Here is a 22,273-nt window from a genome sequence, read left to right as displayed (position 1 = left end):
ACGCCCTGCTGGGGCGTCGGGTCGTCCTTGCCGGGGTAGCGGACGATCTTGATCAGGGTCTGCGGGTCGCCGAAGTGTCGGTCGAAGTACTGCTCCTCCGCGCCCAGGGCCAGCGCCCACGCCCGAAGGAGCTTGCGGGCGACGCCGGTGAGGTGGTCGTGCCATTCGGTGACAACCTCCTTGAGCTCGGGCTGTGCCGCGGGCCAGAGGTTCGGGCCGACGAGGCGGTTGTACCCCGGGCCGTCCGGGTCGTCGATCGCCGCGCGCTCGGGTCCGATGTCGATCTGTTCGCGCCAGTCGACGCGGCCCTGCGTGCGCTCGCCGCCGACGCGCGTGTAGCCGCGGAAGTGGGGGCTCGTGACGTTCTCGATCGCGAGCTTCTCGGCCTCGGGTAGGGCGAAGAAGTCCTTCGCCGCCTGCAGGAGCTTCGCCTCCAGCTCGGGGCTGACTCCGGTGCCCGTCAGGTAGAAGAACCCGACGTCGTGGGTCGCGGCGCGCAGCTCATCCCGGAAGCGGGCGGCGGCATCCGGTCCCTGGTCGAGTAGCGAGAGGTCGAGCACGGGGAGATTCAGGTCGGACATGCGACGAGGCTAGGTCGATCCGCGCGGCGTCGGGCGAATGTTGCCGATGGTTACCGTTCGCACCGGATGCGACACCCACGGGGATCGCCGAACAGGATGCCGCCCCCTCGGTGCCGTGAAAAGACGGGCGTGGAGCGTATGTGACGTCCGCCATCGCAAACCCCGCCGATCGGCGGGGTGCGAACGGGCCGTTGAATTGCGTATCGTGTCCAGGTCAGGTGAGGCTGCCCTTACCTTCCCGCAGTGCCGCGGCGCCCACCCCGAAACCGAAAGTCGGAATCCCGCCCGTGCTCGCAAGCTTCTTCGCCACGTTCCTCATCGGCCTCCGTGAAGGCCTCGAAGCGGCACTCGTCGTCGGCATCCTCGTCGCGTACCTCACTCGCCTCGACCGTCGTGACGCTCTGCCCAAGCTGTGGACCGGTGTTGGCCTCGCGATCGCCCTGGCGCTCACCGTCGGCGCGATCTTCACCTTCGGTGCGTACATGCTCACTTTCGAGGCCCAGGAGCTCCTCGGCGGGGGGCTGTCGCTGCTCGCCGTCGCGATGGTCACCTGGATGATCTTCTGGATGCAGAAAGCCGGGCGTACGCTGAAGGCGGGCCTTGAGGGTGGCGTCGACAAGGCCCTGCGCGGCGGGGTGTGGGCGCTCGTCGCCATCGGATTCGTCTCGGTCGCTCGCGAGGGGGTCGAGACGACGCTGCTGCTGTGGTCGATGGTCCAGTCGTTCGGCGACACGCCCTTCGCCCTGCTCGGCGCGCTGCTCGGACTGGTCGCCGCGGTCGTCCTCGGCTGGCTCATCGCGCGCGGCATGCTCCGGCTCGACCTCGGTCGCTTCTTCACCTGGACCGGCGGCTTCCTCGTCGTCGTCGCGGCGGGAGTGCTCGCTTACGCGTTCCACGACCTGCAGGAGGCGGGGGCCCTCCCGGGCCCGTTCGGCACGGGCGCCCCGATCGACCCCGCGACCGGGCTCGTCGCCACCGGTTGGGCCGGCTTCCCGTTCGGCTGGGCGTTCGACGTCTCGGATGCCATCTCCCCGGGCGGTCCGCTCGCCGCGCTGCTGCAGGCCACCGTCGGCTTCATGCCCGCGATGACGTGGCTGCAGGTGATCGCCTGGGTGGTCTACATCGCCGTGGTCGTGCCCCTCTTCGTGCGCGGCGTGCGAGCCAACCGGCGCCCGAAGGCGACCGCGAGCCCGGTAGCCGCAACCCCCGCGTCGCACTCCGCCGACGCCCCCGCGGCCCACGCCGCCCCGCAGCTCTCCGACGCCGCTCGCCTGCCCGACGCCGCGGCATCCGTCACCCATCCGAATGGAGCATCATGACCCCGACTCGCCTCCTCGCGGCTGCGGCCGTGGCCGGCGCGGCCGCCCTCGTCCTCTCCGGCTGCGTCGCCAAGACCGACGCGGCCGCCTCCGGAGCCCTCACGGTCACCTCGACCGACGACGGCTGCGCGGTCTCGTCCGCCTCGGCGCCCAGCGGCACCGTCGCGTTCGACGTGAGCAACAAGAGCGACCAGGTCACGGAGTTCTACCTGCTGGCATCCGACGGTCTCCGCATCGTGGGCGAGGTCGAGAACATCGCCCCCGGCGCGTCGCGCAACCTCACCGTCGTCGCTCAGCCCGGCGACTACTACACGCTGTGCAAGCCCGGCATGGTCGGCGACGGCGTCGGCAAGGCGAGCTTCTCCGTCACGGGCGACGCCGTCGCCGTCGAGGGCCCGGATGCCGAGCAGAAGCAGCAGGCGGTCGACCTCTACGCCGCGTTCGTCAAGGACCAGGTCGGTCAGCTGCTCCCCGCCGTGAAGACCTTCACGGCCGCGTACGAGTCGGGAGACGACGCCGCGGCGAAGGAGCAGTTCCCCCGCGTGCGCGCATACTACGAGCGCATCGAGCCGATCGCCGAGGCGCTCGGCGACCTCGACCCGCGCATCGACTACCGCGAGGTCGACGCCGTGGCCGAGGGGCTGGATTGGACCGGGTTCCACCGCATCGAGAAGGACCTCTGGGTCCCCGCGCAGGACGCGTTGAACGCCGATGGTGAGACGCCGGCCTGGAAGGACTGGACCCCGTCGACCCCCGACGAACGCAAGACGCACGGCGACAAGCTCGTCTCAGACGTCCAGGAGCTGTACGACTACGTCCACGGCGACGAGTTCACGCAGGCCCTCGACGCGCAGGGCGTCGCGGGCATCTCGAACGGCGCGATCGCGCTGCTCGACGAGGTCGCGAGCGGCAAGATCAGCGGTGAAGAGGACTGGTGGTCGGGGACCGACCTCTACGACTTCGCGGCGAATGTCGAGGGGTCGAAGATGGCCTTCTCGCTCGTGCGCGACTTCGCCGAGTCGAAGGGCGACAAGGGCGCCGAGCTCGTCACGCGCATCGACAAGGGATACGCCGACCTCGAGGCTGCTCTCGCGGCACACGGTTCGGCCGACGCGGGCTTCGTCCCCTACTCGCAGCTGACCGAGGCGGACAAGCGCCAGTTCACCGACCTCATCAACGCCCTGGCCGAGCCGCTCTCGCAGCTGACGGTCACGGTGCTGGAGTGAGCGTGAGCGACGAAGAACAGAACACGGCTGCCGTCGGACCTTCGGGTCCGGCGGCGTCCGCGCGTCCGGCGGCCGCGGACGCCGCCGCGGAGCCGGAAAAGGGTGTGTCCCGCCGCGACCTGATCGGCCTCGCCATCGGGGCGAGCGCGACCAGCCTCGTCGTCGGCGCGGGTGCGGGCCTCGTCGGGGGTGCGGCGTACGGCCAGGACCAGGCGCGACGGATCATGGATGCCGCGGCCCCGGCGTCCGGCATCCATCAGCCGGGAATCACCACCCCGGTGCAGGAGCACCTGCACTTCGCGGCCTACGACATGATGGCGCGCACCACGCGCGACGATCTGGCCGAGCTGCTGTCGGACTGGACGTATGCCGCGAACCGCATGATGCAGGGCCTCGACGTGAGCGCCACCGGCGCGCTCGGGGGATCGCCCGACGCGCCACCGGACGACACGGGCGAGGCCGTCGGGCTGCCGGCGAGCAACCTCACCATCACCTTCGGGTTCGGGCCCTCGCTCTTCGACGCCCGGTTCGGGCTCGAGGGTCAGCGCCCGGCGGGACTCGAACGGCTCCCCGCGTTCTTGAACGACGACCTCGACCCGCTGCGCTCTGACGGCGACCTGTGCATCCAGGCGTGCGCGGACGACCCGCAGGTCGCCGTCCACGCGATCCGAAACCTGAGCCGCATCGCTTTCGGTCGCGCGACGATCCGCTGGTCGCAGCTGGGGTTCGGGCGGACGTCGAAGACCACGGCGTCCCAGACGACCCCGCGAAACCTCTTCGGTTTCAAGGACGGCACGGCGAACATCCTCGCCGACGACACGGCCGCGCTGGAGGAGAACGTCTGGGTCTCGGCATCCGAGGGTCCGGCGTGGCTCGCGGGCGGGTCGTACCTCGTCGCGCGACGCATCGCGATGCTGATCGAGACGTGGGACCGCACGCGTCTGGCGGAGCAGGATCGCGTGGTCGGTCGCGACAAGGGCGCGGGTGCACCGCTCTCGGGCGGCGACGAGTTCACCGCTCCCGACTTCTCGGCGGTCGGTCCGACCGGGAAACCGGCGATCGACCCCCGCAGCCACGTCAGCCTCGCGCACCCCGACAACAACGGGGGCATCCGGATCCTGCGCCGCGGCTACAACTTCGTCGACGGCACGACCGATCTCGGTCGGCTCAACGCCGGGCTGTTCTTCCTGTCGTTCCAGAAGAGCCCCGATCGGTTCGTCACGCTGCAGAAGGCCCTGTCGACGGATGCCATGGGCGAGTACATCCGCCACGTCGGCTCGGGGCTGTGGGCCGTGCCCCCGGCTCCGGCCGCGGGCGCGTCGATCGGGGCGGGGCTGCTCGGCGCCTGACCTCACCGTGCGGCCGTCCGACCTCACGCGCGGAGGTGGCTGAGCGTGTCGAAGCCACCGGTGCCGGCGTCGGGGGTCGCTACCCCGACGCGCGCCCCGTGCCGAGCTCGCGGTCGCGGAAGAGCCACGGCATCCGAGGCTCCACCAGGGGGCGCGTGAGACGCCGGACCGGGCGGCTCGACAGGGCCACCGCGATGACCACGCTCGCGACGGCGACCACCACGATCCACAGCCACGACGGCTCGAGTCCCCGCAGCACGCCCGACTGGCGGAACGGATAGAGCACGAACGTGTGCAGCAGGTAGACGTACATCGTGTAGCGACCGAGGTGCGTCCACCGGGTCTCGCCTCGCGGGACGAGCAGCAGGAACGCCGTCATCAGGATGAGCGCCAGGGCGATGATCGCCAGCCGGATGCCGCCGGCCCACCACTGGGGGGCGTCGAGGTCGACATACGGGTCGACGAAGAAGAACCACGTGCCCAGACGCACGTCGCGCCACGTGTCGACGAACACGAGGGCGAGCGCGCCGACGCCGGCGAGCACCGCGCCGGCGGTGACGCGCAGCCAGACCGGTCGGGCGGCGAGCAGCCCCGCGCGCGCGACGACGTCGTGCTCGCGCAGCCACCACCCGAGGGTGAAGAACGGCAGGAGGCCGAGGAAGCGCGACACCGAGAACGTCGAGTCGATGCTCGGCAGGTATCCGGCGACGACCGAGATCGCCAGCGCCCACACGACCGGCGCGCGGAGCAGGGCGAGGTATGGCAGGACGAGCCGGAACAGCGCGAGGGCGAGCAGGAACCAGAGTGTCCACGACGGCTGCGCGGGGTCGAGGTTCGTTCTCCCCGTCACGAGGAACTGCGTGATCGTCCACAGCGTCTCGAAGATCAGGTACGGCGCGATCAGGTCGGTGAACAGTCTTGCCATCCGCGCACGGCTCGGCTCGGCCGACGACGAGAAGTAGCCCGCGACGAGCGCGAACAGTGGCATGTGGAACGCGTAGACGAGCAGGTACAGCGCCTCCGCGGCATCCGAGTCGTAGGTCAGGCGTTGGATCGCGTGGCCGAACACGACCAGCACGATCGCGGCGAATCGGGCGTTGTCCCAGAACGGGGTGCGGGTCTTCGCGTGAGGTCGTGTCATGGCATCCGTCATCCCCGGCGACGATAATCGCGACGTGGTCGAGGGTCCACGGGGGTGGATTCCGGATGCCGATGAGGTACGGCGGAATAAACCTCGGCGTGGTGCGTTCCACCATGTATATTCAGATGCATACAAATAGGAGGCGCATCATGAGTGAGAGCAACTGGCCCGGCATGCAGTTCGGCGTCATGACGGTGAGCGACATCACCCAGGACCCGATCACGGGAAAGACCCCGAGCGAAGCTCAGCGCATCAAGGACACCCTCACGATCGCGAAGCACACCGAAGAGGTCGGTCTCGACGTCTTCGCCCTCGGCGAGCACCACAACCCACCCTTCTGGTCGTCGTCGCCCACCACGACGCTCGCGTACATCGCCGCCCAGACCGAGCGCCTCATCCTCACGACCTCGACGACGCTCATCACTACGAACGACCCGGTGAAGATCGCCGAGGACTTCGCGATGCTGCAGCACGTGTCGGGCGGTCGCGCCGACCTCATGCTCGGCCGCGGCAACACCGGCCCGGTCTACCCCTGGTTCGGCAAGGACATCCGTCAGGGCCTGCCGCTGACGATCGAGAACTACGACCTGCTGCACAAGCTGTGGCGCGAGGACGTCGTCGACTGGGAGGGCAAGTTCCGCACGCCGCTGCAGGGCTTCACCTCGACGCCGCGCCCGCTCGACGGCGTGCCGCCGTTCGTGTGGCACGGCTCGATCCGCACGCCCGAGATCGCCGAGCAGGCCGCGTATTACGGCAACGGCTTCTTCGCGAACAACATCTTCTGGCCCAAGGAGCACTACCAGCGCCTCATCACGCTTTACCGCGAGCGCTTCGCCCACTACGGGCACGGCACGCCCCAGCAGGCGATCGTCGGCCTCGGCGGCCAGGTGTTCATGCGCGCGAACTCGCAGGACGCGGTGCGGGAGTTCCGTCCGTACTTCGACAACGCGCCCGTCTACGGCCACGGCCCGAGCCTCGAAGACTTCAGCGAGATGACTCCGCTGACCGTCGGCTCGCCGCAGCAGGTCATCGACCGCTACGCCGCGATGCGCGAGACCTTCGGCGACTACCAGCGCCAGCTGTTCCTCATCGACCACGCGGGTCTTCCCACGAAGACGGTGCTCGAGCAGCTCGACATCCTCGGTTCCGAGGTCGTGCCCGTGCTGCGCAAGGAGCTGCAGGTGAACCGTCCCGCCGAGGTTCCGGACGCCCCCACGCACGCGAACCAGGTCGAGAAGATCTACGCCGGTGCCGCCCCGCGCCAGGCCGTGCCCGGTGCGAACCGCGGCGACAACATGGTCGCGGGCAGCCCGTACCAGGACGCTCCGGCCAAGGCGGGCAGCGCCTTCGGCGCCGCTGCGACGAAGGTGGGTGCCTGACATGGCCGCCCGCCGCATCGCGGTCGTGACCGCGGGACTGTCGACCCCGTCGTCGACGCGCATGCTCGGTGACCGGCTTGCGCACGCCGCCCTGGCGGAGCTGCGCGAGCGCGGGATCGACGCCACCAGCGACGTGTTCGAGCTGCGCGACTACGCGCACGACCTCACCGACAACCTGCTCACCGGCTTCGCTCCGGCGCCGCTCGAGCAGATGATCAACACGGTCGTGTCGGCCGACGGCATCATCGCCGTCACGCCCATCTTCTCGACGAGCTACTCGGGCCTGTTCAAGTCGTTCATCGACGTGCTCGACCCGCAGGCGCTCACCGGCACCCCGGTGCTGATCGGTGCGAACGCGGGCACCGCGCGGCACTCGCTCGCGATCGACTACGCGATCCGCCCGCTGTTCACCTACCTGCACGCCAACCCCGTGCCGACCGGGGTGTTCGCGGCTTCCAGCGACTGGGGTGCGAACGCCGACGAGGTCGCCCCGCTCGGTTCGCGCGTCGAGCGCGGCGCACGCGAATTCGCGGACGCTATCGCCGCGCGCGAGCCCGTCCGCGACGCCGACCCGTTCGATCCCTCGTCGTACCTCGGCGCCGGCAAGTCGTTCGGTCACCTGCTGGGTGGTCTGTCGGGGGAGTGACCCCGTTTCGACGCCCCGCCGCCCCTTCGGGTGACGGGGCGTCGTGCTGTGCGTGCGTGGCGGTGCCGACGTGCGACGGAATCGGACCGGTGCAACGGAATCGGAGCGCTGGGGCGCTGGCATCCGATTCCAAAGCGGGTGTCCGAATCCGCGGTGCCTAGCCCGGCGCCTCTAAGGTGGGGGGCGACGAGAGGGAGCCGAATGGATGCCGCGCAGTGGGACGAGCGTTATCGCGCCTCCGCCGGGGGAGTCTGGGCGGCCGAGCCTCCCGCCGCCGTGCAGGAGATCCTCGCGGACCTTGCGCCCGCGACGGCGATCGACGTGGCAACGGGTGACGGACGCACCGCCGTGTGGCTCGCCGAGCGAGGCTGGAGCTGCACCGGCATCGATTTCTCGGGCGAGGGGCTCGCGCTCGCCGCGGCCCGCCCCGGTGGCGACGCCGTGACCTGGGTGCGCGCCGACGTGCACGAGTGGGAGCCCGCGGCCTTCGTTGATCTCGTCGTGTCGTGCTACCTGCACCTGGCTGACAGCGCGGCCGCTGTCGCGCGAATGGCGGGGTGGGTGAAGCCCGGGGGAGCACTCGTGGTGATCGGGCACGACGTCGAGAACATCGCCGTGGGCGGCCACGGACCGTCGGACCCCGCGATCCTGTACACACCCGAGCTGCTGAGTGGCGCACTCGACGGGGGGTTCCGCATCGAACGGTGCGAGCGCATCACCCGGACGAGTGCGGATGCCGAGCTGCGCGGCGGGCACGCGGCCACCGCGATCGACACGCTCCTGCACGCGGTGCGCATGCGCTGATCGCTCGCGCCGCGCGCGGCGCCCGCGCTCACAGCACGATGTTGTCGAGGCTCCGGAGCTCGCGGGCGGCCACCGGGCTCAGGCCGCGCCGCACGAATGTATCGACCCGCGCGAGCGGGCCCACGTCGATCCGCGCCTCGGCCGCAATGTCGGCAATCGGTGCCTGGAACGTGCGGAAGGCTCCGAGCGGGGGCACCGTGAGGCCCCGCCGCGTGTCGACGAGCTCGGTCTGATCGAGGACGAATCCCGCCGCGGCGAGAGAGCCTCGATTGCGCCACGCGGCGATCTTCCAGAACCGCAGCGGAACACGGATGCCGCGATACGGCGGGTCCGTCTCGCCGAGGACCGGGGCGGTGAACACCGCGAGGCGTTGGTCGGTCGTCTCCGCGTAGGAGAGCACGTGGTCCTCGAGCCCCAGCCACAGCTCCTTCGACTGGTTGAAGCCGGCCGCCTGCGGCGCGGCGTTCGTGTAGAAGAACGTGGCCTCGGTGGCATCCCGAGCCTCATCCGCCGAGCCCCAACCGGGATCGCGACGACGCACGAGGTGCCCGCGGTCGAGATCGTTGCGGCTGTAGATCTCGGGGCCGGCCTGCGCGTCGGCGGCCACGCGCGGATCGAGGCGCCACTCGCCCGTGCGCGGCTGCTCGCGGAGGGAAGCGCCGTCGATCACCACCCCGGTGACGGCCGCGAAGCGGCGCGCCTCGTCGAGCAGCACCGAGAAGCGGGGATAGTCGAGCCGCGTCGTCGGCGCGACCGGCACAGGCAGGGGGAGAGGGATGCCGAGGAAGTCCGGGTCGTAGCCGTCGCTCATGGTTCCATCGTGCCGGGGACCTCCGACATCGCGACAGACTGACATCGCGACAGACTGGTGCGATGGAACAGCTCGTGAAGACCCGCGCCGACGCTCCCGCAGGCTTCTTCGCCGCGGAGGCCGCGGGACTCCGGTGGCTCGCTGCGGCCGAGGGCGCGCGCATCGCGCGGGTTCTCGACGTCGGTGACGACCGTATCGCCCTCGAGCGCATCGCGGAGGCCGCGCCCGCCGCTGAAGCCGCCGAGGCCTTCGGCGCGGCGCTCGCCGCGACGCACGCGGCCGGAGCCGACGCGTTCGGCTCACCGCCGCCCGGGTGCGAGGGCGACATCTTCATCGGTCGGCGTTCGCAGCCCGCGCGTCCGACGGCGACCTGGGGTGCGTTCTACGCGCGCCAGCGCGTCGAGCCGTTCGTGCCGATCGCGGTCGCGGCCGGGAACCTCTCGGCATCCGGAGCCGAGGTCGTCCGCCGCGCGTGCGAGGCGATCGCGGCGGGCGCCTTCGACGACGACGAGCCGCCCGCGCGCCTGCACGGCGACCTGTGGGCGGGAAACGTGCTGTGGTCGCCCGAGGGTGTCGTGCTCATCGACCCGGCGGCGCATGGCGGCCACCGCGAGACCGACCTGGCGATGCTCGCGCTGTTCGGCTGCCCGTTCCTCGAGCGGATCCTCGGGGCCTACGACGCCGCTCGACCGCTGCGCGACGGGTGGCGCGAGCGCGTCCCCCTCCACCAGCTCCACCCGCTCGCCGTGCACGCGGCGGGTCACGGTCCGTCGTACGGTCGCGCGCTGGTCGAGGCGGCGGAGCAGACGCTCGCGCTCGTCTGAGGCCGGGTTCCTGTCATCCGGCTTCCCCCGTTGCGCGTGGAGTGAACAGAATCGGACGGATGCCACGGAATCGGCCCGGCGGCCCATGACGGCCCGAATCCGTGGCGTCGATCCGATTCCGTGGAGCGGTCAGCCCCGGCGCCCGCGCGTCACGCCCGCGCCGCGGCCCGCTTCTTCGCGCGCCGCGCCAGCACGAGGTCGATGGCGGCGCCGATCCCCACCGCCACGACGATCGAGACGATCACCGCGACGACCGGCCCGCCCGGCACGATCGCCGCGACCACCGCACCGATCACCGCTTGATACGCGGCCCAGGCCAGAGCCGCGAGGGCGGCCACGCCGAGGTAGCGCACCGGGTTGACCCGTGCGGCTCCCGCCGCGAGGTTGACGGCGAGACGGGCGAACGGCACGAATCGCGCGGTGAACAGCACCACGGCGGCGTTCCGTTCCAGCCGCGCCCGCGCCCAGTCGAGGGCGGCTCCCACGCGGGGTCCGCGCATCCACGCCCAGCGTTCCACCCCGACCGTCCGCCCCACGAGGTAGCACCCGGCGTCCCCGGCGAACGCGGCCGCTCCCGCGACCAGGATCACGCCGGCCAGCGGGGGCGTCCCGTGCGAGACGGCCAGAGCGCCGAAGGCGGTGACCGCCGCCTCACCCGGGATCACCACCAGGAACGCGTCGGCGAACACGAGAGCCGCCATGCCGAGCAGGGCCCAGGGGCTCGCCGCGATCGCCTGCAACCAGCCGTCGATCCCGTCCATTCGGTCACTCTCCGCCGTCGATCCAGACGCCCCGCCCACGCGCCGGTGACTCGCTGCGGAGCATTCGGTGAACATCGCGAACGTCGGGCGCGAAGCGCTCCCGCGACGCCGCGTTGCGCCTCACCCTGGTCTCGTGAGAGTCGCGCTGCTGGCCGAGTCCTTCCTTCCGCACATGAACGGGGTCACCGGTTCCGTTCTGCACGTCCTCCGCCATCTCTCCGAGGCGGGGCACGAGACGCTGGTGATCGCTCCGAAGTCCGGCGACGTCACCGCTGATCTGCACGGCGCCCGCACCGAGCTCCTGCGGTCCGTCCCACTGCCGTCGTATCCCGAGGTCCGCGTGGTGTTCGCGCGCGCGGCTCGCCTGGGCGCGCTGCTGCGTGACTTCGACCCCGACGTCGTGCACCTGGCATCCCCGTTCGTCCTGGGGTGGCAGGGGCTCGCCGCGGCCGACGCGTTGCGCATCCCCACCGTCGCCGTCTACCAGACCGACGTCGTCGCCTACGCGCAGAAGTACGGCCTCCCGCAGGCCACGGCGCTCGTCGAGGGGCACGTCACGCGCCTGCACCGCCGCGCGACGCTCACGCTCGCTCCGTCTTCGGCGTCGATGCGACAGCTCGAGAGTCTCGGCGTCGACCGCCTGCGGCGATGGGGCAGGGGAGTGGATGCCACGCGCTTCGCGCCCACCCACCGCGACGATGCGTGGCGCGCCGAGGTCGCACCGAACGGCGAACGCATCGTCGGATACGTCGGTCGTCTCGCGCCCGAGAAGCAGGTCGACGACCTGAGGGCTCTCGCCGACCTGCCGAACACGCGCCTGGTGATCGTCGGCGACGGCCCCGCGCGATCCTCGCTGCGCGAGGCGATCCCGGACGCCGTCTTCACCGGCCACCTGTCGGGCGACACGCTCGCACGGGTCATGGCGGGCTTCGACGTGTTCGTTCACCCGGGTGAGAGCGAGACGTTCGGACAGACGATCCAGGAGGCTCTCGCGAGCGGCGTCCCCGTGGTGGCGACGGGCGTCGGCGGGCCTCTGGACCTCGTCCGCTCGAGCGTCGACGGGTGGCTGTACCGCCCGGGGGATCTCGACGATCTCCGCGCGCGCGTGTCCGATCTCGTCGGCGACGACGCGAAGCGCCAAGCGTTCGCGCGCGCGGCGCGGGAGTCGATCGCGGGGCGCACCTGGTCGGCTCTGACGAAGGACCTCGTCGGGCACTACCGCGAAGCGCGCGAGCTCCGCGCGATCGACGACAACCTGCTCGTGCGCGGAGCCCGACGACCGGCTGCGGCCGTGGCATCCCGAACCAGGGGTCGGTGGACGCGCTTCGTCGCCCTGGGCGACTCGTTGACCGAAGGGCTCTGCGACCAGTCGCGGATGCCGTCGGGGGAGTACCGCGGATGGGCGGACCGGCTCGCCGAACTGCTCGCCGGGACGAGCGAGGACGGACCGTTCCGCTACGCCAACCTCGCCGTGCGCAGCCGTCGCGTCCGGCACCTGATCGACGAGCAGGTGCCCGCGGCTCTGGCGATGAAGCCCGACCTGGTGTCGATCCTGATCGGGGCGAACGATCTCGTCGGCCCGCACCCGGTGATCCCCGCGATCGTCGCCGAGGTCGAGTCGGCCGTCCGCGCCGTGCGGCGAACGGGCGCGGACGTCCTCCTGGTCACGACCTTCCTGCCGCATCGCCTGGCCGCGCGGTTGTTCGCTCGGCGGTTCTCGACCTACAACGTCGAGCTCCGCCGCATCGCCGCCGAGCAGGGCGCGATCCTGCTCGACCTCGAGGCCGTGGCCGAACTCGGCGAGCTTCCGCTCTGGGCCGACGACCTGGTTCACCTGCGGTCGGCGGGGCACCGCCTCGTGGCGTACCGCGCGGCCGAGGCACTCGGAGTGCCGGACGCGCGCGCCCTGCTCGGCCTCGACGAAGCGCTCCACGCCGACGACGAGCCCGCGCGCGGAGGGTGGGTCACGCGCGATGCGCTGCCCTGGGTGTGGCGGCGCGTTCGCGGTCGCACGGCCGGTGACGGCCTGTCGGCGAAGCACTCCGGCTACGTCGAGCTGCCGACGCGCGGCGACCGGGAGCGCGCGCGGACGTCGTAGGACGTTCGGTGGCTCCGATGGGCTTCAGTACCAGCCGGTCTGCTCGGAGTGCCCCCACGCCCCGCACGGCGTCCCGTACCGAGCGCTGATGTACGACAGACCCCACGCGATCTGGGTCGCCGCGTTCGTCCGCCAATCGGGACCCGCGGACGCCATCTTCTCGCCCGGGAGGGCCTGAGGGATGCCATAGGCACCGCTCCACGGATTCAGGGCGTCGGCGCGCCAACCGGACTCGCGATTCCACAGCGACACGAGGCAGGAGAACTGGTCGTCTCCCCAGCCGTAGCCGTTGATCGCTCCTCGCGCGTAGTCACGTGCTTGGCCGGGGCTCATGATCGGGCCGGCCGGGGCCGTCGGGGGAGGAGTGGTGCCGCCGCCGCTTCCGCCGCCGTTGTTCCCACCGCCTCCGCTTCCGCCGCCGGTGTTGCCGCCGCTTCCGCTTCCGCCTCCGGTGTTGCCGCCGCTTCCGCTTCCGCCGCCGCCGTTCCCGCCGCCGCCGCCACCATTGTTGTTGCCGCCCCCGCCGGTGCTGCCACCGCCGCCGGTGTTGCCACCGCTTCCGCTTCCGCCGCCGGTGTTGCCGCCGCCGTTCCCGCCGGGCTCCTGCGCGTCCTTCTCGGCTTTCTCGCGCAGCCGCGCTTGGCGTTCCTGCTCGGCGGTCGTCCTGCGCAGCTCCGCGAGTCGGGCGTAGAGGGCGTCGAGCTGTGCCTGCGTCGCCGTGACCGTCTGCGCCTCGGCGTCCGCCTGCGTCTGTGCGGCTGCCGCCTCGGTGGCGGACTGCGCCGCGAGGCGCGCGGCCTCGGCCTGCGCCGCCTCCGCCTGCGTGCGCAGCGATGTGGCGACGTCGGCCGCGCTCCGCGCTTCTCCCGCGTCGCGCGTGGTCAGCGTCGTGACGCGATCGAGGATGCCCAGGCGATCCAGCAGCGAGTCGGGGTCCGCGCTCGTGAGCAGCTGTGCGACCAGCGGGCCGTTGCCCGTGGTGCGGTACAGGCGTGAGGCGCTGGCTCCGGCGCGTGCGTGGGCCGAGGCCATCGCGGCGTCGGCGGCCGAGCTCTGCGCCGCGAGGGCGGCGGCTCGCTCGGCGGTGGACTGCGCGAGCAGGCGCGTGCGCTCTGCTTCGGCGGAGGCGTCCAGCGCGCGACGGGATGCCTCCGCGGCGGAAGCCTCGGCGGCGTCGAGTTCTTTCTTCACCTCGATGACGGCGGGGTCGCTGTCGTCGGCCGCGGCGGCCAGAACCCGCGTGGAGGACGGTGAGACCGCCCAGGCCGGCATCGGGGTGATCGCCGCGCCGATCAGCGCGCACGCGAGGAGCGTGTGACTGGTGCGACGGATGAGGCCCATGAGGCCACTGTATTCGCCGCACCGTGTCGGAACCACCCGGAGTCCTGCGGCGCTGCTAGGCTCTGTCGGGGTGCCGTCTTGGCATCCGCTCAATTCCATATGAGCACACGGAGCAGGCCGGCAGACGCTGGTCCCCTGTGGTGGACTCCCCGTCGCGATCGCCGGGTGGTTTTCTACTGGTGGCCAGTCGCCGGGAATTCCGGGCCGATGAGTCGGCGCGCCCTTTCTGCCTGTTCCTGCTCCTTCGCATGTCAGCTCGTCGCCCACACGGGGCGGCGAGCCTAAACAAAGAAGGAGGGACCTCTTGGAAGGTCCAGAAATCACCGCCGCCGAAGCCGTTCTCGATAACGGCCGGTTCGGCACCCGCACCATTCGCTTCGAGACCGGTCGCCTCGCTCAGCAGGCCCAGGGCGCCGTCGCCGCCTACCTCGACGAAGAGACCATGCTCCTGTCGGCCACCAGCGCCGGCAAGCACCCGCGTGAAGGCTTCGACTTCTTCCCGCTGACCGTCGACGTGGAAGAGCGTTCGTACGCCGCGGGCAAGATCCCCGGCTCGTTCTTCCGTCGCGAGGGTCGCCCCTCGACCGAGGCCATCCTCGTGTGCCGCCTCATCGACCGCCCGCTGCGTCCGTCGTTCGTCGACGGCCTCCGCAACGAGGTCCAGATCGTCGTCACCGTGCTCTCGATCGCACCGGGCGAGTTCTACGACGCCCTCGCCATCAACGCGGCATCCATGTCGACCCAGATCTCGGGTCTGCCGTTCTCCGGCCCCATCGCCGGTGTGCGCCTCGCGCTCATCCCCGGCCACGGCGAGCACGCCGACCAGTGGGTCGCGTTCCCCAAGGCCGAGCAGCTCGAGGACGCCGTCTTCGACCTCATCGTCGCGGGCCGTGTGCTCGACGACGGCGACGTCGCCATCATGATGGTGGAGGCCGAGGCCACCGAGGGCAGCTGGAACCTCATCAAGGGCGGCGCGACCAAGCCGAACGAGCAGGTCGTCGCCGAGGGCCTCGAGGCCGCGAAGCCGTTCCTGCGTCAGCTCGTCGACGCGCAGAACGAGGTCGCGCGCACCGCTGCCAAGGAGATCCAGGCCTACCCGGTCTTCCCCGCGTACAGCTCCGAGGTCTACGACTTCGTCGCCGGCCGCTCGTACGACGACCTCGTGGGCGTCTACCAGATCGCCGACAAGCAGGAGCGTCAGAACGCCGACGACGCCGTCAAGGACCGCGTCAAGGGCGAGCTCATCGCCGCCGTCGAGGCGGGCGAGCTTCCCGCCGGTGCGCCGCTGGAGTTCTCGGCCGCGTACAAGTCGGTCACCAAGAAGATCGTGCGCGGTCGCATCCTCAGCGAGGGCGTCCGCATCGACGGCCGTGGCCTCGCCGACATCCGTCCGCTCGACGCCGAGGTGCAGGTCATCCCGCGCGTCCACGGCTCGGCGATCTTCCAGCGCGGCGAGACCCAGATCCTGGGTGTCACGACGCTCAACATGCTGAAGATGGAGCAGCAGATCGACTCGCTCTCGCCCATCACGAGCAAGCGCTACCTGCACCACTACAACTTCCCGCCTTACTCGACCGGTGAGACCGGCCGCGTCGGCAGCCCGAAGCGTCGCGAGATCGGCCACGGCTTCCTGGCCGAGCGCGCGCTCGTTCCGGTGCTCCCCAGCCGCGAGGAGTTCCCCTACGCGATCCGTCAGGTGTCCGAGGCCCTCGGCTCCAACGGCTCGACGTCGATGGGCTCGGTCTGCGCCTCGACCCTGTCGCTGCTGAACGCGGGTGTGCCCCTTCGCGCCCCCGTCGCCGGTATCGCCATGGGCCTGGTCACCGACGAGGTCGATGGCCAGACGCGCTACGCCGCCCTGACCGACATCCTCGGTGCCGAAGACGCCCTCGGCGACATGGACTTCAAGGTCGCGGGCACCTCCGAGTTCATCACCGCGATCCAGCTCGACACCAAGCTCGACGGCATCCCGTCGTCGGTGCTGGCGGCCGCGCTCACCCAGGCCAAGGAGGCTCGTCTGACCATCCTCAACGTCCTGAACGCCGCGATCGACGCGCCCGACGAGATGGCGCCCACCGCGCCCCGCGTCATCAGCGTGCAGATCCCGGTCGACAAGATCGGTGAGCTCATCGGGCCCAAGGGCAAGACGATCAACTCCATCCAGGACGAGACCGGCGCCCAAATCTCGATCGAGGACGACGGCACCGTGTACATCGGCGCGACCGACGGCCCGTCGGCCGAGGCTGCTCGCGCCCAGGTGAACGCGATCGCCAACCCGACCAACCCCGAGGTGGGCGAGCAGTTCCTCGGAACCGTCGTGAAGATCGCGACCTTCGGTGCGTTCGTCTCGCTGCTTCCCGGCAAGGACGGCCTGCTGCACGTCAGCGAGGTCCGCAAGCTCGCCGGCGGCAAGCGCGTCGAGAACGTCGAGGACGTGCTCTCGGTCGGTCGCAAGATCCTCGTGCGCATCACGAAGATCGACGACCGCGGCAAGCTCTCGCTCGAGCCCGTGCTCGACGAGGAGGCCACCACGCCCGAGCCTGCCGACACGCAGAGCTCGGCCGCGGCGAGCGAGGGCCCCGAGGCTCCCGCCGAAGGCTGATCGACTCCTCTGACGGATGCCCGTCCCGCTTTCGCGGGGCGGGCATCCGCGCGTTCTGGCGAAGCGTTACCCAATGTTTATCGGAGCGGCGGGTGAATACGCGGCCTCCTCCTGGTGAGGCTTTACCCTCGAAGTACGCGTCGGGGGGCGTGGACGCCGTCGTACGGCGATCCCCCGACGCTTCGAGGGGGATCCCATCATGAGCGGCTCGGGCGTAGAGAACGTCCCGTCCGCGCGCCTTCGGCGCGACCGGCCGCCGCACCCCTCCGCTCCGGTCACCCTTCAGGGTCCGGGCCTCGGCTCGCACGTGCGGGTTCCGCTCGGCGAAACCGGCTTCGAGGTGTTCCCGCTGTTCCTGGGTGGCGGCGAGTTCGGGTGGAACGTCGACGCGAAGGCCAGCCACGACATCCTCGACGCGTATGCCGAGCTGGGCGGAAACGCCCTGCACACGGCCGACAGCTACGCCGCCGGGCGGAGCGAGTTCATCATCGGTGAATGGATGCGCACCCGTCGCATGCGCGACGACGTCGTCCTCTCGGTGCGCGTCGGCCGCCACCCCGACAACCCCGGGCTGGACTCGGTCAACCTCGTGCGAGCCGTCGAGGGTTCGCTGCAGCGCCTCGGCACCGATCGCATCGATGTCCTCTCGCTCGACGCTGCCCGCGGCGACGCCGCAATGCTCGAGGACACGCTCGCCACGAGTGAATGGTTGGTCGAGTCCGGCAAGGTGCGGGCGATCGGCGCGCACGGCTACACGGCCGCGCAGCTCGTCGAGGCGCGCATCCTCTCGTCGGCCGGGTATCCCCGCATCACGGTCCTCGACGTGCCGTACAACGTGCTGCGCCGCGACCAGTTCGACGGTGATCTCCGCCTCATCGCCGCCGCGCAGGGGATCGCCGTCACCCCCTCTCATCCCCTCGCGCACGGCTTCCTCGCGGGAGAGACGCGCACGCGCGACCAGCAGTCCCGGTCGGTCCGCGGGTCCCAGCTCGCGATGCACCTCAACCGCCGAGGCTCGAAAGTGCTTCGAGCTCTGGATGCCGTGGGCACCGAGCTCGGCATCCCCGATGCCGCGGTGGCCCTCGCCTGGCTCCTCGCGCAGAAGATCGTGGTCGCCCCGATCGTGAACGCCTTCGCCCCGCGCCACGTCGTGGAGTGCATGCGCGCGGTGGGCGTGCGCCTCAGTCGCGCGCAGCTGTCCGACATCGCCCGCGCCGCCGAGTGACCGGCGCCCGATCGGGCGCACCTTCCGGGGCGTGACGTAGGGTGGAAGGTGTGCGGCGGGGGGCCGTAGGACTGACGACGAGGTGAGCTGAGTGACGCACTACATCTACCTGGTGCGCCACGGCGAGCATCAGGATGCCGAGCACGGCCTCGCCGACGGACCCCTGTCCCCGCGTGGTCAGCGTCAGGCTGCTCTGATCGCGGATCGTCTGTCGGGGCTCCCTCTCGACGCCGTGTGGCACTCGCCCCTGGAGCGCGCCGCGCAGACCGCGCACGCCGTGGCCGAACGTCTCCCGTCCGTCTCGCCTGAGCCGTCGGCTCTGCTCTTCGACTGCGTGCCCACGGGCATGACGCCCGAAACCCCGGCCGCCTACGAGCCGTTCTTCGGTTCCGTCACCGAGGCCGAGATCGAGGCCGGTCGCGCGCAGATGGCCGATGCCACGGCCGAGTTCCTGGCCCGCAGGACCGGCGAGGTGCACGAGTTGCTCATCACGCACAATTTCGTGATCTCGTGGTTCGTGCGCGAGGTGCTGCAGGCGCCCGATTGGCGATGGATGACCATCAACCAGGCGAACTGCGGTCTCACGGTGATCGCGCAGAAGAAGGGCCGTCCGTGGACGCTCCTCTCGCACAACGACCTGGCGCACCTGCCGGTCGAGCTACGCACCGGGCTCGTCGACCCGCTCCCGGTCTGACCGGCTCCCGGTCTCCCCGACGACCTCAGCGGCGCCGCGCGAGGACGAAGCCCTGCGCGTGCTTCTCGCTGCCTCTCGCCGCGCGTTCGGCCACGGTGGTGACCTCGAATCCCGCCGCCCTCAGGGCGTCGGCGATCGCCGTCGGCCCGTGCAGGATCGCGGTCAGCGCGATGTCGTGGCCGTACGCACGCTCGACCCGTCGTTCCCCGGTGCCGGACTGGAAGCCGACGAGAAGGGCACCGCCCGGACCCAGCACGCGACGGGCCTCCCGGAAGATCCTCGCGACGTCGTCGGCGTCGCTGTGGATGATGGCGTACCAGCACAGGATGCCGCGGACACCGGCATCCGGAAACGGCAGAGCCGTCAGCTCGGCGACCTCGATCGGCACGGCGGGGTGCGCCGCGCGCGCGTGCGACACCATGGCGGGGGAGAGGTCGACGCCCGCCAGCGGCGACACGCCGAGCGCCCCGAGGTGGCTGAGCATGCGCCCGGTCCCGCACCCCGCGTCCACGACGACTCCCGCACCGGTCGGGAGGTCGGCGACGAACTGGGTGATGATTCCGAGATCGAGGGCTGCTTCCGCGCGGGTGTCGGGGAGAAGGTCGGCGTAGCTGTCGGCGAGGACGTCGTAGAAGCGCCGGGTGCGGTCGGTGTCGCTCACTCGGCCATCATGCCGGGTCCCGGGCGTGGGACCGCGGTCCTGGGATGCGCCCTTGCGGTACCGGGCGCCAGGAGTGTGGGTGTCGAGCACCTGAGCGCGCGGCGCGCCTGTGGACAACGCGGCGACCTGGTCCGCCGCGCCGCCTAGGGTGGAACCATGACGACGCGCGTGGCCATCGTGGGCGGAACCGGCAAGCTGGGCGGGGTGATCCGCGAGGTCGTGGACGCCGAGGACGGGTACGAGGTGTCGGCCGTGCTCACGTCGAAGTCCGACATGAGCGAGCTCGACGGAGCCGACCTCGTCATCGACGCATCAACCCCCGCGGTGTCGATCGACATCGTCCGCGCGGCGATCGAGCGCGGCATCAACGTGCTCGTGGGCACTTCGGGCTGGTCGAACGAGCGCATCGCCCTCGTCCGCCCTCTCGTGGATGCCAGTGGCACCGGAGTCGTCTTCATCCCCAACTTCTCGCTGGGTTCGGTCATCGGAACAGCGTTGGCCGCTGCCGCTGCGCCGTTCTTCCCCTCGATCGAGATCATCGAAGCCCACCGCGAGACGAAGGTGGATTCCCCCAGCGGCACCGCGGTGCGCACCGCCGAGCTCATCGCCGCGGCCCGCGCCGAGGTCGGCCCCGTCGAGTCCCCGCACGTCGACCAGCGTGCCCGCGGTCAGCGGGTGGCATCCGTCCCCATCCACTCTCTGCGTCGCCCGGGAGTGATCGCCCGTCAAGAGACGGTGCTCTCCGGCCCCGGTGAGTCGCTCACGATCGTGCACGACACGGTCGACCCGGCAACCGCCTACGCCCCGGGTATCCGCATCGCGCTCGCCGCGGCGCGTGAGGCGACGGGCGTCGTGATCGGTCTCGACAGCTTCATCGACATCGGCGTGCGCACGCGACCGGTTCCCGCCGAGGCGCCCATCGCCGACGGCGACGTCTCGGGCCAGGTGGCGGGCGCGACGAGCGCATGAGGGTTCGCCTCGCCGTCGCCCTGATGACGGTGTTGCTCCTGCTCTACGTCTTCCTCGCCGGGCAGCGCGCGATCGTCCTGCTGGCAAGCGGAGAGCCGATCGGCGTGATGATGGGCGTGGCTCTGATCGTGCTGCCCCTCCTCGCCCTGTGGGCCATCGGCCGTGAGCTGTGGTTCGGCGTGCGAGCGCAACGGCTGGGGGAGCGGTTGGATGCCGAGGGCGGACTCCCCGACGAAGACCTTCCGGTCCGCCCCAGCGGGCGCATCGAGCGCGAAGACGGCGACGCGCTCTTCCCGCGGTATCGCGCCGATGTGGAAGCGCATCCCGACGACTGGCGAGCGCGATACCGTCTCGGCCTCGCCTACGACGCCGCGGGTGACCGTCGTCGGGCCCGTGAGGCGATCCGCACGGCGATCCGGCTCGAGAGCGCGGAGCGCCGCGCGGTCTGAGGCGCGTCGATCAGTTCGGCGCCGGAACGGCGGAGGCCACGGCCTCTTCGACCGTGCGGTGCGTGAAGGCGAAGCCGCTGTCCTCGAGGACCCGAGGACGCACGTCGGCGTCGGTCAGGAGCAGCGCCTCCGTCGCGTCCGAGCCCAGCGCAAGCCTGACGCCCCAGATCGGGGCGCGCAGCACGTAGGGGCGGTTCATGCGGCGTGCCAGAGCGAAGCCCAGGTCGTTCGCCGTCGCCCGTGTCGGCCCCGTGAGATTGACCGGTCCGTCGATGTCGGAGTCGATGACGTGCCGGATGGCGCGCACCTCGTCGTCGAGCGTGATCCAGGGCCACACCTGAGTTCCGCGGCCGATGGGGCCCGCCGCGCCGAGCTTCGTCAGAAGCAGCAACGGCTTGAGGACACCCTGCTCATGGACGATCGGAGCCGTGCGGAGCAGGGCGACACGTGCGCGGCTGCCGGCGTCGCGCGCGGCGGCCTCCCAGTCGATGCAGATGTCGACGAGGAAGCCCTCTCCGCGCGGGGACTCCTCGGTGAGAAGTGCTCCCGGCTGCGACCCGTAGAAGCCCGTCGCACTCGCGTTGATGAGGGCGGGAGCGTCGTCGCCGAGCGCACGGATCGCCGTGGCGAGGGTGCGCGTCGGGGTGATGCGCGACCACAGCAGCGTGCTCTTGTAGGACGGCGTCCAGGGGAAATGACCGATCGAGGCGCCGTTGAGGCAGACCACGGCATCGGATCCGGCGAGGACATCGGGGTCCAGGGGAGCGGAATCCTGCAACCACTGAACCTCGTGTGCGGCGCGGGGCTCGTGCCGGACGAGCGAGGTCACCTCGACGCCGTCAGCGCGGAGAGAGTCCGCGAGAGCGTTGCCGATGAGGCCCGACGCGCCGGTGAGGACGACGCGTCGGGCTGGAGTCTCAGGCAAGCGTCGCCTCGAGGGTGATGTCGATACCGGCGAGCGCCTGCGACACGGGGCAGTTCGCCTTGGCGTCGTTGGCGATCTTCTCGAACGTCGCGGCGTCGAGGCCGGGAACGACGGCGTTCACGTTCAGGTGGCTGCCGGTGATGCCGGTGCCCGGCTTGAAGGTGACGGACGCGGTCGCGTCGACCGACTCCGGCGGGGTGCCGTTCTCGGCCAGCGCGTTCGACAGCGCCATGCTGAAGCACGCAGAGTGTGCTCCGGCGAGGAGTTCTTCGGGCGTGGTGACCGAGTTCGAACCCTCGCTGCGCGCCTTCCAGTTGACGTCGAACGTGCCGATGCCCGACGAGGTGAAGGTGACCTCACCCGATCCCTCGAACAGGCTGCCCTTCCAGGCGGTGGCGGCTTCGCTCGTGACGGCCATGGGAACCTCCGTGGTGTCTGCGCGGTTCGCGACCGCGACATGATGCCCGC

21 protein-coding genes are annotated in these 22,273 nt (G+C 71.0%); 13 read left to right on the top strand and 8 right to left on the bottom strand.

All coding sequences use genetic code 11. The annotated features are described in order from the left end of the window. Positions 1-581 (bottom strand): isopenicillin N synthase family dioxygenase (locus tag NS283_RS00655; protein ID WP_193752604.1); only part of this gene is annotated, 581 nt, incomplete at its 3' end. Positions 582-868: 287 nt separating this feature from the next. On the opposite strand from NS283_RS00655, the gene efeU reads away from it, so the two are divergent. Genes efeU through efeB form a run of 3 tightly spaced genes read left to right on the top strand, consistent with a single transcriptional unit; the run spans position 869 to position 4,475 of the window. Continuing rightward, positions 869-1,900, top strand: a complete 1,032-nt coding sequence (efeU, locus tag NS283_RS00650) for an iron uptake transporter permease EfeU (protein ID WP_058594947.1) — start codon at positions 869-871, stop codon at positions 1,898-1,900. Then, on the top strand, positions 1,897-3,126 hold the full coding sequence (gene efeO, locus NS283_RS00645) for an iron uptake system protein EfeO (RefSeq protein ID WP_058594946.1): 1,230 nt from the start codon (positions 1,897-1,899) through the stop codon (positions 3,124-3,126). The genes efeU and efeO overlap by 4 nt, the downstream gene beginning before the upstream one ends. A 2-nt stretch (positions 3,127-3,128) precedes the next feature. Next, entirely contained in the window at positions 3,129-4,475 is a 1,347-nt protein-coding gene (efeB, locus tag NS283_RS00640; RefSeq protein ID WP_418299734.1) for an iron uptake transporter deferrochelatase/peroxidase subunit, read from the top strand. Positions 4,476-4,554: 79 nt separating this feature from the next. Here the strand turns inward: efeB and NS283_RS00635 are convergent, their stop codons facing one another. Continuing rightward, entirely contained in the window at positions 4,555-5,616 is a 1,062-nt protein-coding gene (locus NS283_RS00635) for an acyltransferase family protein (protein ID WP_058594945.1), read from the bottom strand. Between the two features lie 149 nt (positions 5,617-5,765). Here NS283_RS00635 and NS283_RS00630 point away from each other — a divergent pair, with 149 nt between their 5' ends. From NS283_RS00630 to NS283_RS00620, 3 genes are all read left to right on the top strand, one after another. Then, complete coding sequence (locus tag NS283_RS00630; RefSeq protein ID WP_058594944.1) at positions 5,766-6,995, top strand: LLM class flavin-dependent oxidoreductase; 1,230 nt, start codon at positions 5,766-5,768, stop codon at positions 6,993-6,995. Position 6,996: 1 nt separating this feature from the next. Beyond that, entirely contained in the window at positions 6,997-7,641 is a 645-nt protein-coding gene (locus NS283_RS00625) for a CE1759 family FMN reductase (RefSeq protein WP_058594943.1), read from the top strand. A gap of 201 nt (positions 7,642-7,842) precedes the next feature. Then, on the top strand, positions 7,843-8,445 hold the full coding sequence (locus NS283_RS00620) for a class I SAM-dependent methyltransferase (protein ID WP_058594942.1): 603 nt from the start codon (positions 7,843-7,845) through the stop codon (positions 8,443-8,445). Positions 8,446-8,473: 28 nt separating this feature from the next. Here the strand turns inward: NS283_RS00620 and NS283_RS00615 are convergent, their stop codons facing one another. Next, entirely contained in the window at positions 8,474-9,256 is a 783-nt protein-coding gene (locus NS283_RS00615) for a DNA/RNA non-specific endonuclease (protein WP_058594941.1), read from the bottom strand. 62 nt (positions 9,257-9,318) lie between these two features. Here NS283_RS00615 and NS283_RS00610 point away from each other — a divergent pair, with 62 nt between their 5' ends. Then, positions 9,319-10,080, top strand: a complete 762-nt coding sequence (locus tag NS283_RS00610) for a fructosamine kinase family protein (protein ID WP_058594940.1) — start codon at positions 9,319-9,321, stop codon at positions 10,078-10,080. 149 nt (positions 10,081-10,229) lie between these two features. Here NS283_RS00610 and NS283_RS00605 read toward each other — a convergent pair whose 3' ends face one another. Next, on the bottom strand, positions 10,230-10,841 hold the full coding sequence (locus tag NS283_RS00605; protein ID WP_058594939.1) for a DedA family protein: 612 nt from the start codon (positions 10,839-10,841) through the stop codon (positions 10,230-10,232). A 133-nt stretch (positions 10,842-10,974) separates the two neighbouring features. Here NS283_RS00605 and NS283_RS00600 point away from each other — a divergent pair, with 133 nt between their 5' ends. Beyond that, on the top strand, positions 10,975-12,939 hold the full coding sequence (locus tag NS283_RS00600; RefSeq protein WP_058594956.1) for a glycosyltransferase: 1,965 nt from the start codon (positions 10,975-10,977) through the stop codon (positions 12,937-12,939). Positions 12,940-12,963: 24 nt separating this feature from the next. Here the strand turns inward: NS283_RS00600 and NS283_RS18785 are convergent, their stop codons facing one another. Further along, positions 12,964-14,280, bottom strand: coding sequence for a lytic transglycosylase domain-containing protein (locus tag NS283_RS18785; RefSeq protein WP_058594938.1), 1,317 nt, complete (start codon positions 14,278-14,280; stop codon positions 12,964-12,966). Between the two features lie 304 nt (positions 14,281-14,584). Between NS283_RS18785 and NS283_RS00590 the strand changes: the two genes are divergently transcribed. The 3 genes from NS283_RS00590 (at position 14,585) to NS283_RS00580 (ending at position 18,801) form a co-directional block, all read left to right on the top strand. Beyond that, positions 14,585-16,882 carry a polyribonucleotide nucleotidyltransferase gene (locus NS283_RS00590; RefSeq protein WP_058594937.1) on the top strand — a complete coding sequence of 766 codons (2,298 nt, stop codon included), beginning with the start codon at positions 14,585-14,587 and terminating at the stop codon, positions 16,880-16,882. Between the two features lie 199 nt (positions 16,883-17,081). Beyond that, complete coding sequence (locus tag NS283_RS00585; RefSeq protein WP_058594936.1) at positions 17,082-18,107, top strand: aldo/keto reductase; 1,026 nt, start codon at positions 17,082-17,084, stop codon at positions 18,105-18,107. A gap of 91 nt (positions 18,108-18,198) precedes the next feature. Next, entirely contained in the window at positions 18,199-18,801 is a 603-nt protein-coding gene (locus NS283_RS00580; RefSeq protein WP_058594935.1) for a histidine phosphatase family protein, read from the top strand. 25 nt (positions 18,802-18,826) lie between these two features. Here NS283_RS00580 and NS283_RS00575 read toward each other — a convergent pair whose 3' ends face one another. Continuing rightward, positions 18,827-19,462 (bottom strand): class I SAM-dependent DNA methyltransferase, encoded by a 636-nt coding sequence (locus NS283_RS00575; protein ID WP_058594934.1) that lies wholly within the window; start codon positions 19,460-19,462, stop codon positions 18,827-18,829. A 156-nt stretch (positions 19,463-19,618) separates the two neighbouring features. On the opposite strand from NS283_RS00575, the gene dapB reads away from it, so the two are divergent. Beyond that, complete coding sequence (gene dapB / locus NS283_RS00570) at positions 19,619-20,431, top strand: 4-hydroxy-tetrahydrodipicolinate reductase (RefSeq protein ID WP_058594933.1); 813 nt, start codon at positions 19,619-19,621, stop codon at positions 20,429-20,431. After that, positions 20,428-20,880, top strand: coding sequence for a hypothetical protein (locus NS283_RS00565; protein WP_058594932.1), 453 nt, complete (start codon positions 20,428-20,430; stop codon positions 20,878-20,880). Before dapB ends, NS283_RS00565 begins: the two co-directional genes overlap by 4 nt. Before the next feature lie 10 nt (positions 20,881-20,890). Here NS283_RS00565 and NS283_RS00560 read toward each other — a convergent pair whose 3' ends face one another. Next, entirely contained in the window at positions 20,891-21,805 is a 915-nt protein-coding gene (locus tag NS283_RS00560; protein WP_058594931.1) for a TIGR01777 family oxidoreductase, read from the bottom strand. Continuing rightward, complete coding sequence (locus NS283_RS00555) at positions 21,798-22,223, bottom strand: OsmC family peroxiredoxin (RefSeq protein WP_058594930.1); 426 nt, start codon at positions 22,221-22,223, stop codon at positions 21,798-21,800. The genes NS283_RS00560 and NS283_RS00555 overlap by 8 nt, the downstream gene beginning before the upstream one ends. Between the last annotated feature and the right edge of the window lie 50 nt (positions 22,224-22,273).

The organism is Microbacterium testaceum (genome assembly GCF_001476285.1).
Classification (GTDB): domain Bacteria; phylum Actinomycetota; class Actinomycetes; order Actinomycetales; family Microbacteriaceae; genus Microbacterium; species Microbacterium testaceum_B.
The sequence above is the reverse complement of the archived record's forward strand: the minus strand, read 5'-3'. Positions and strand labels throughout refer to the sequence as shown.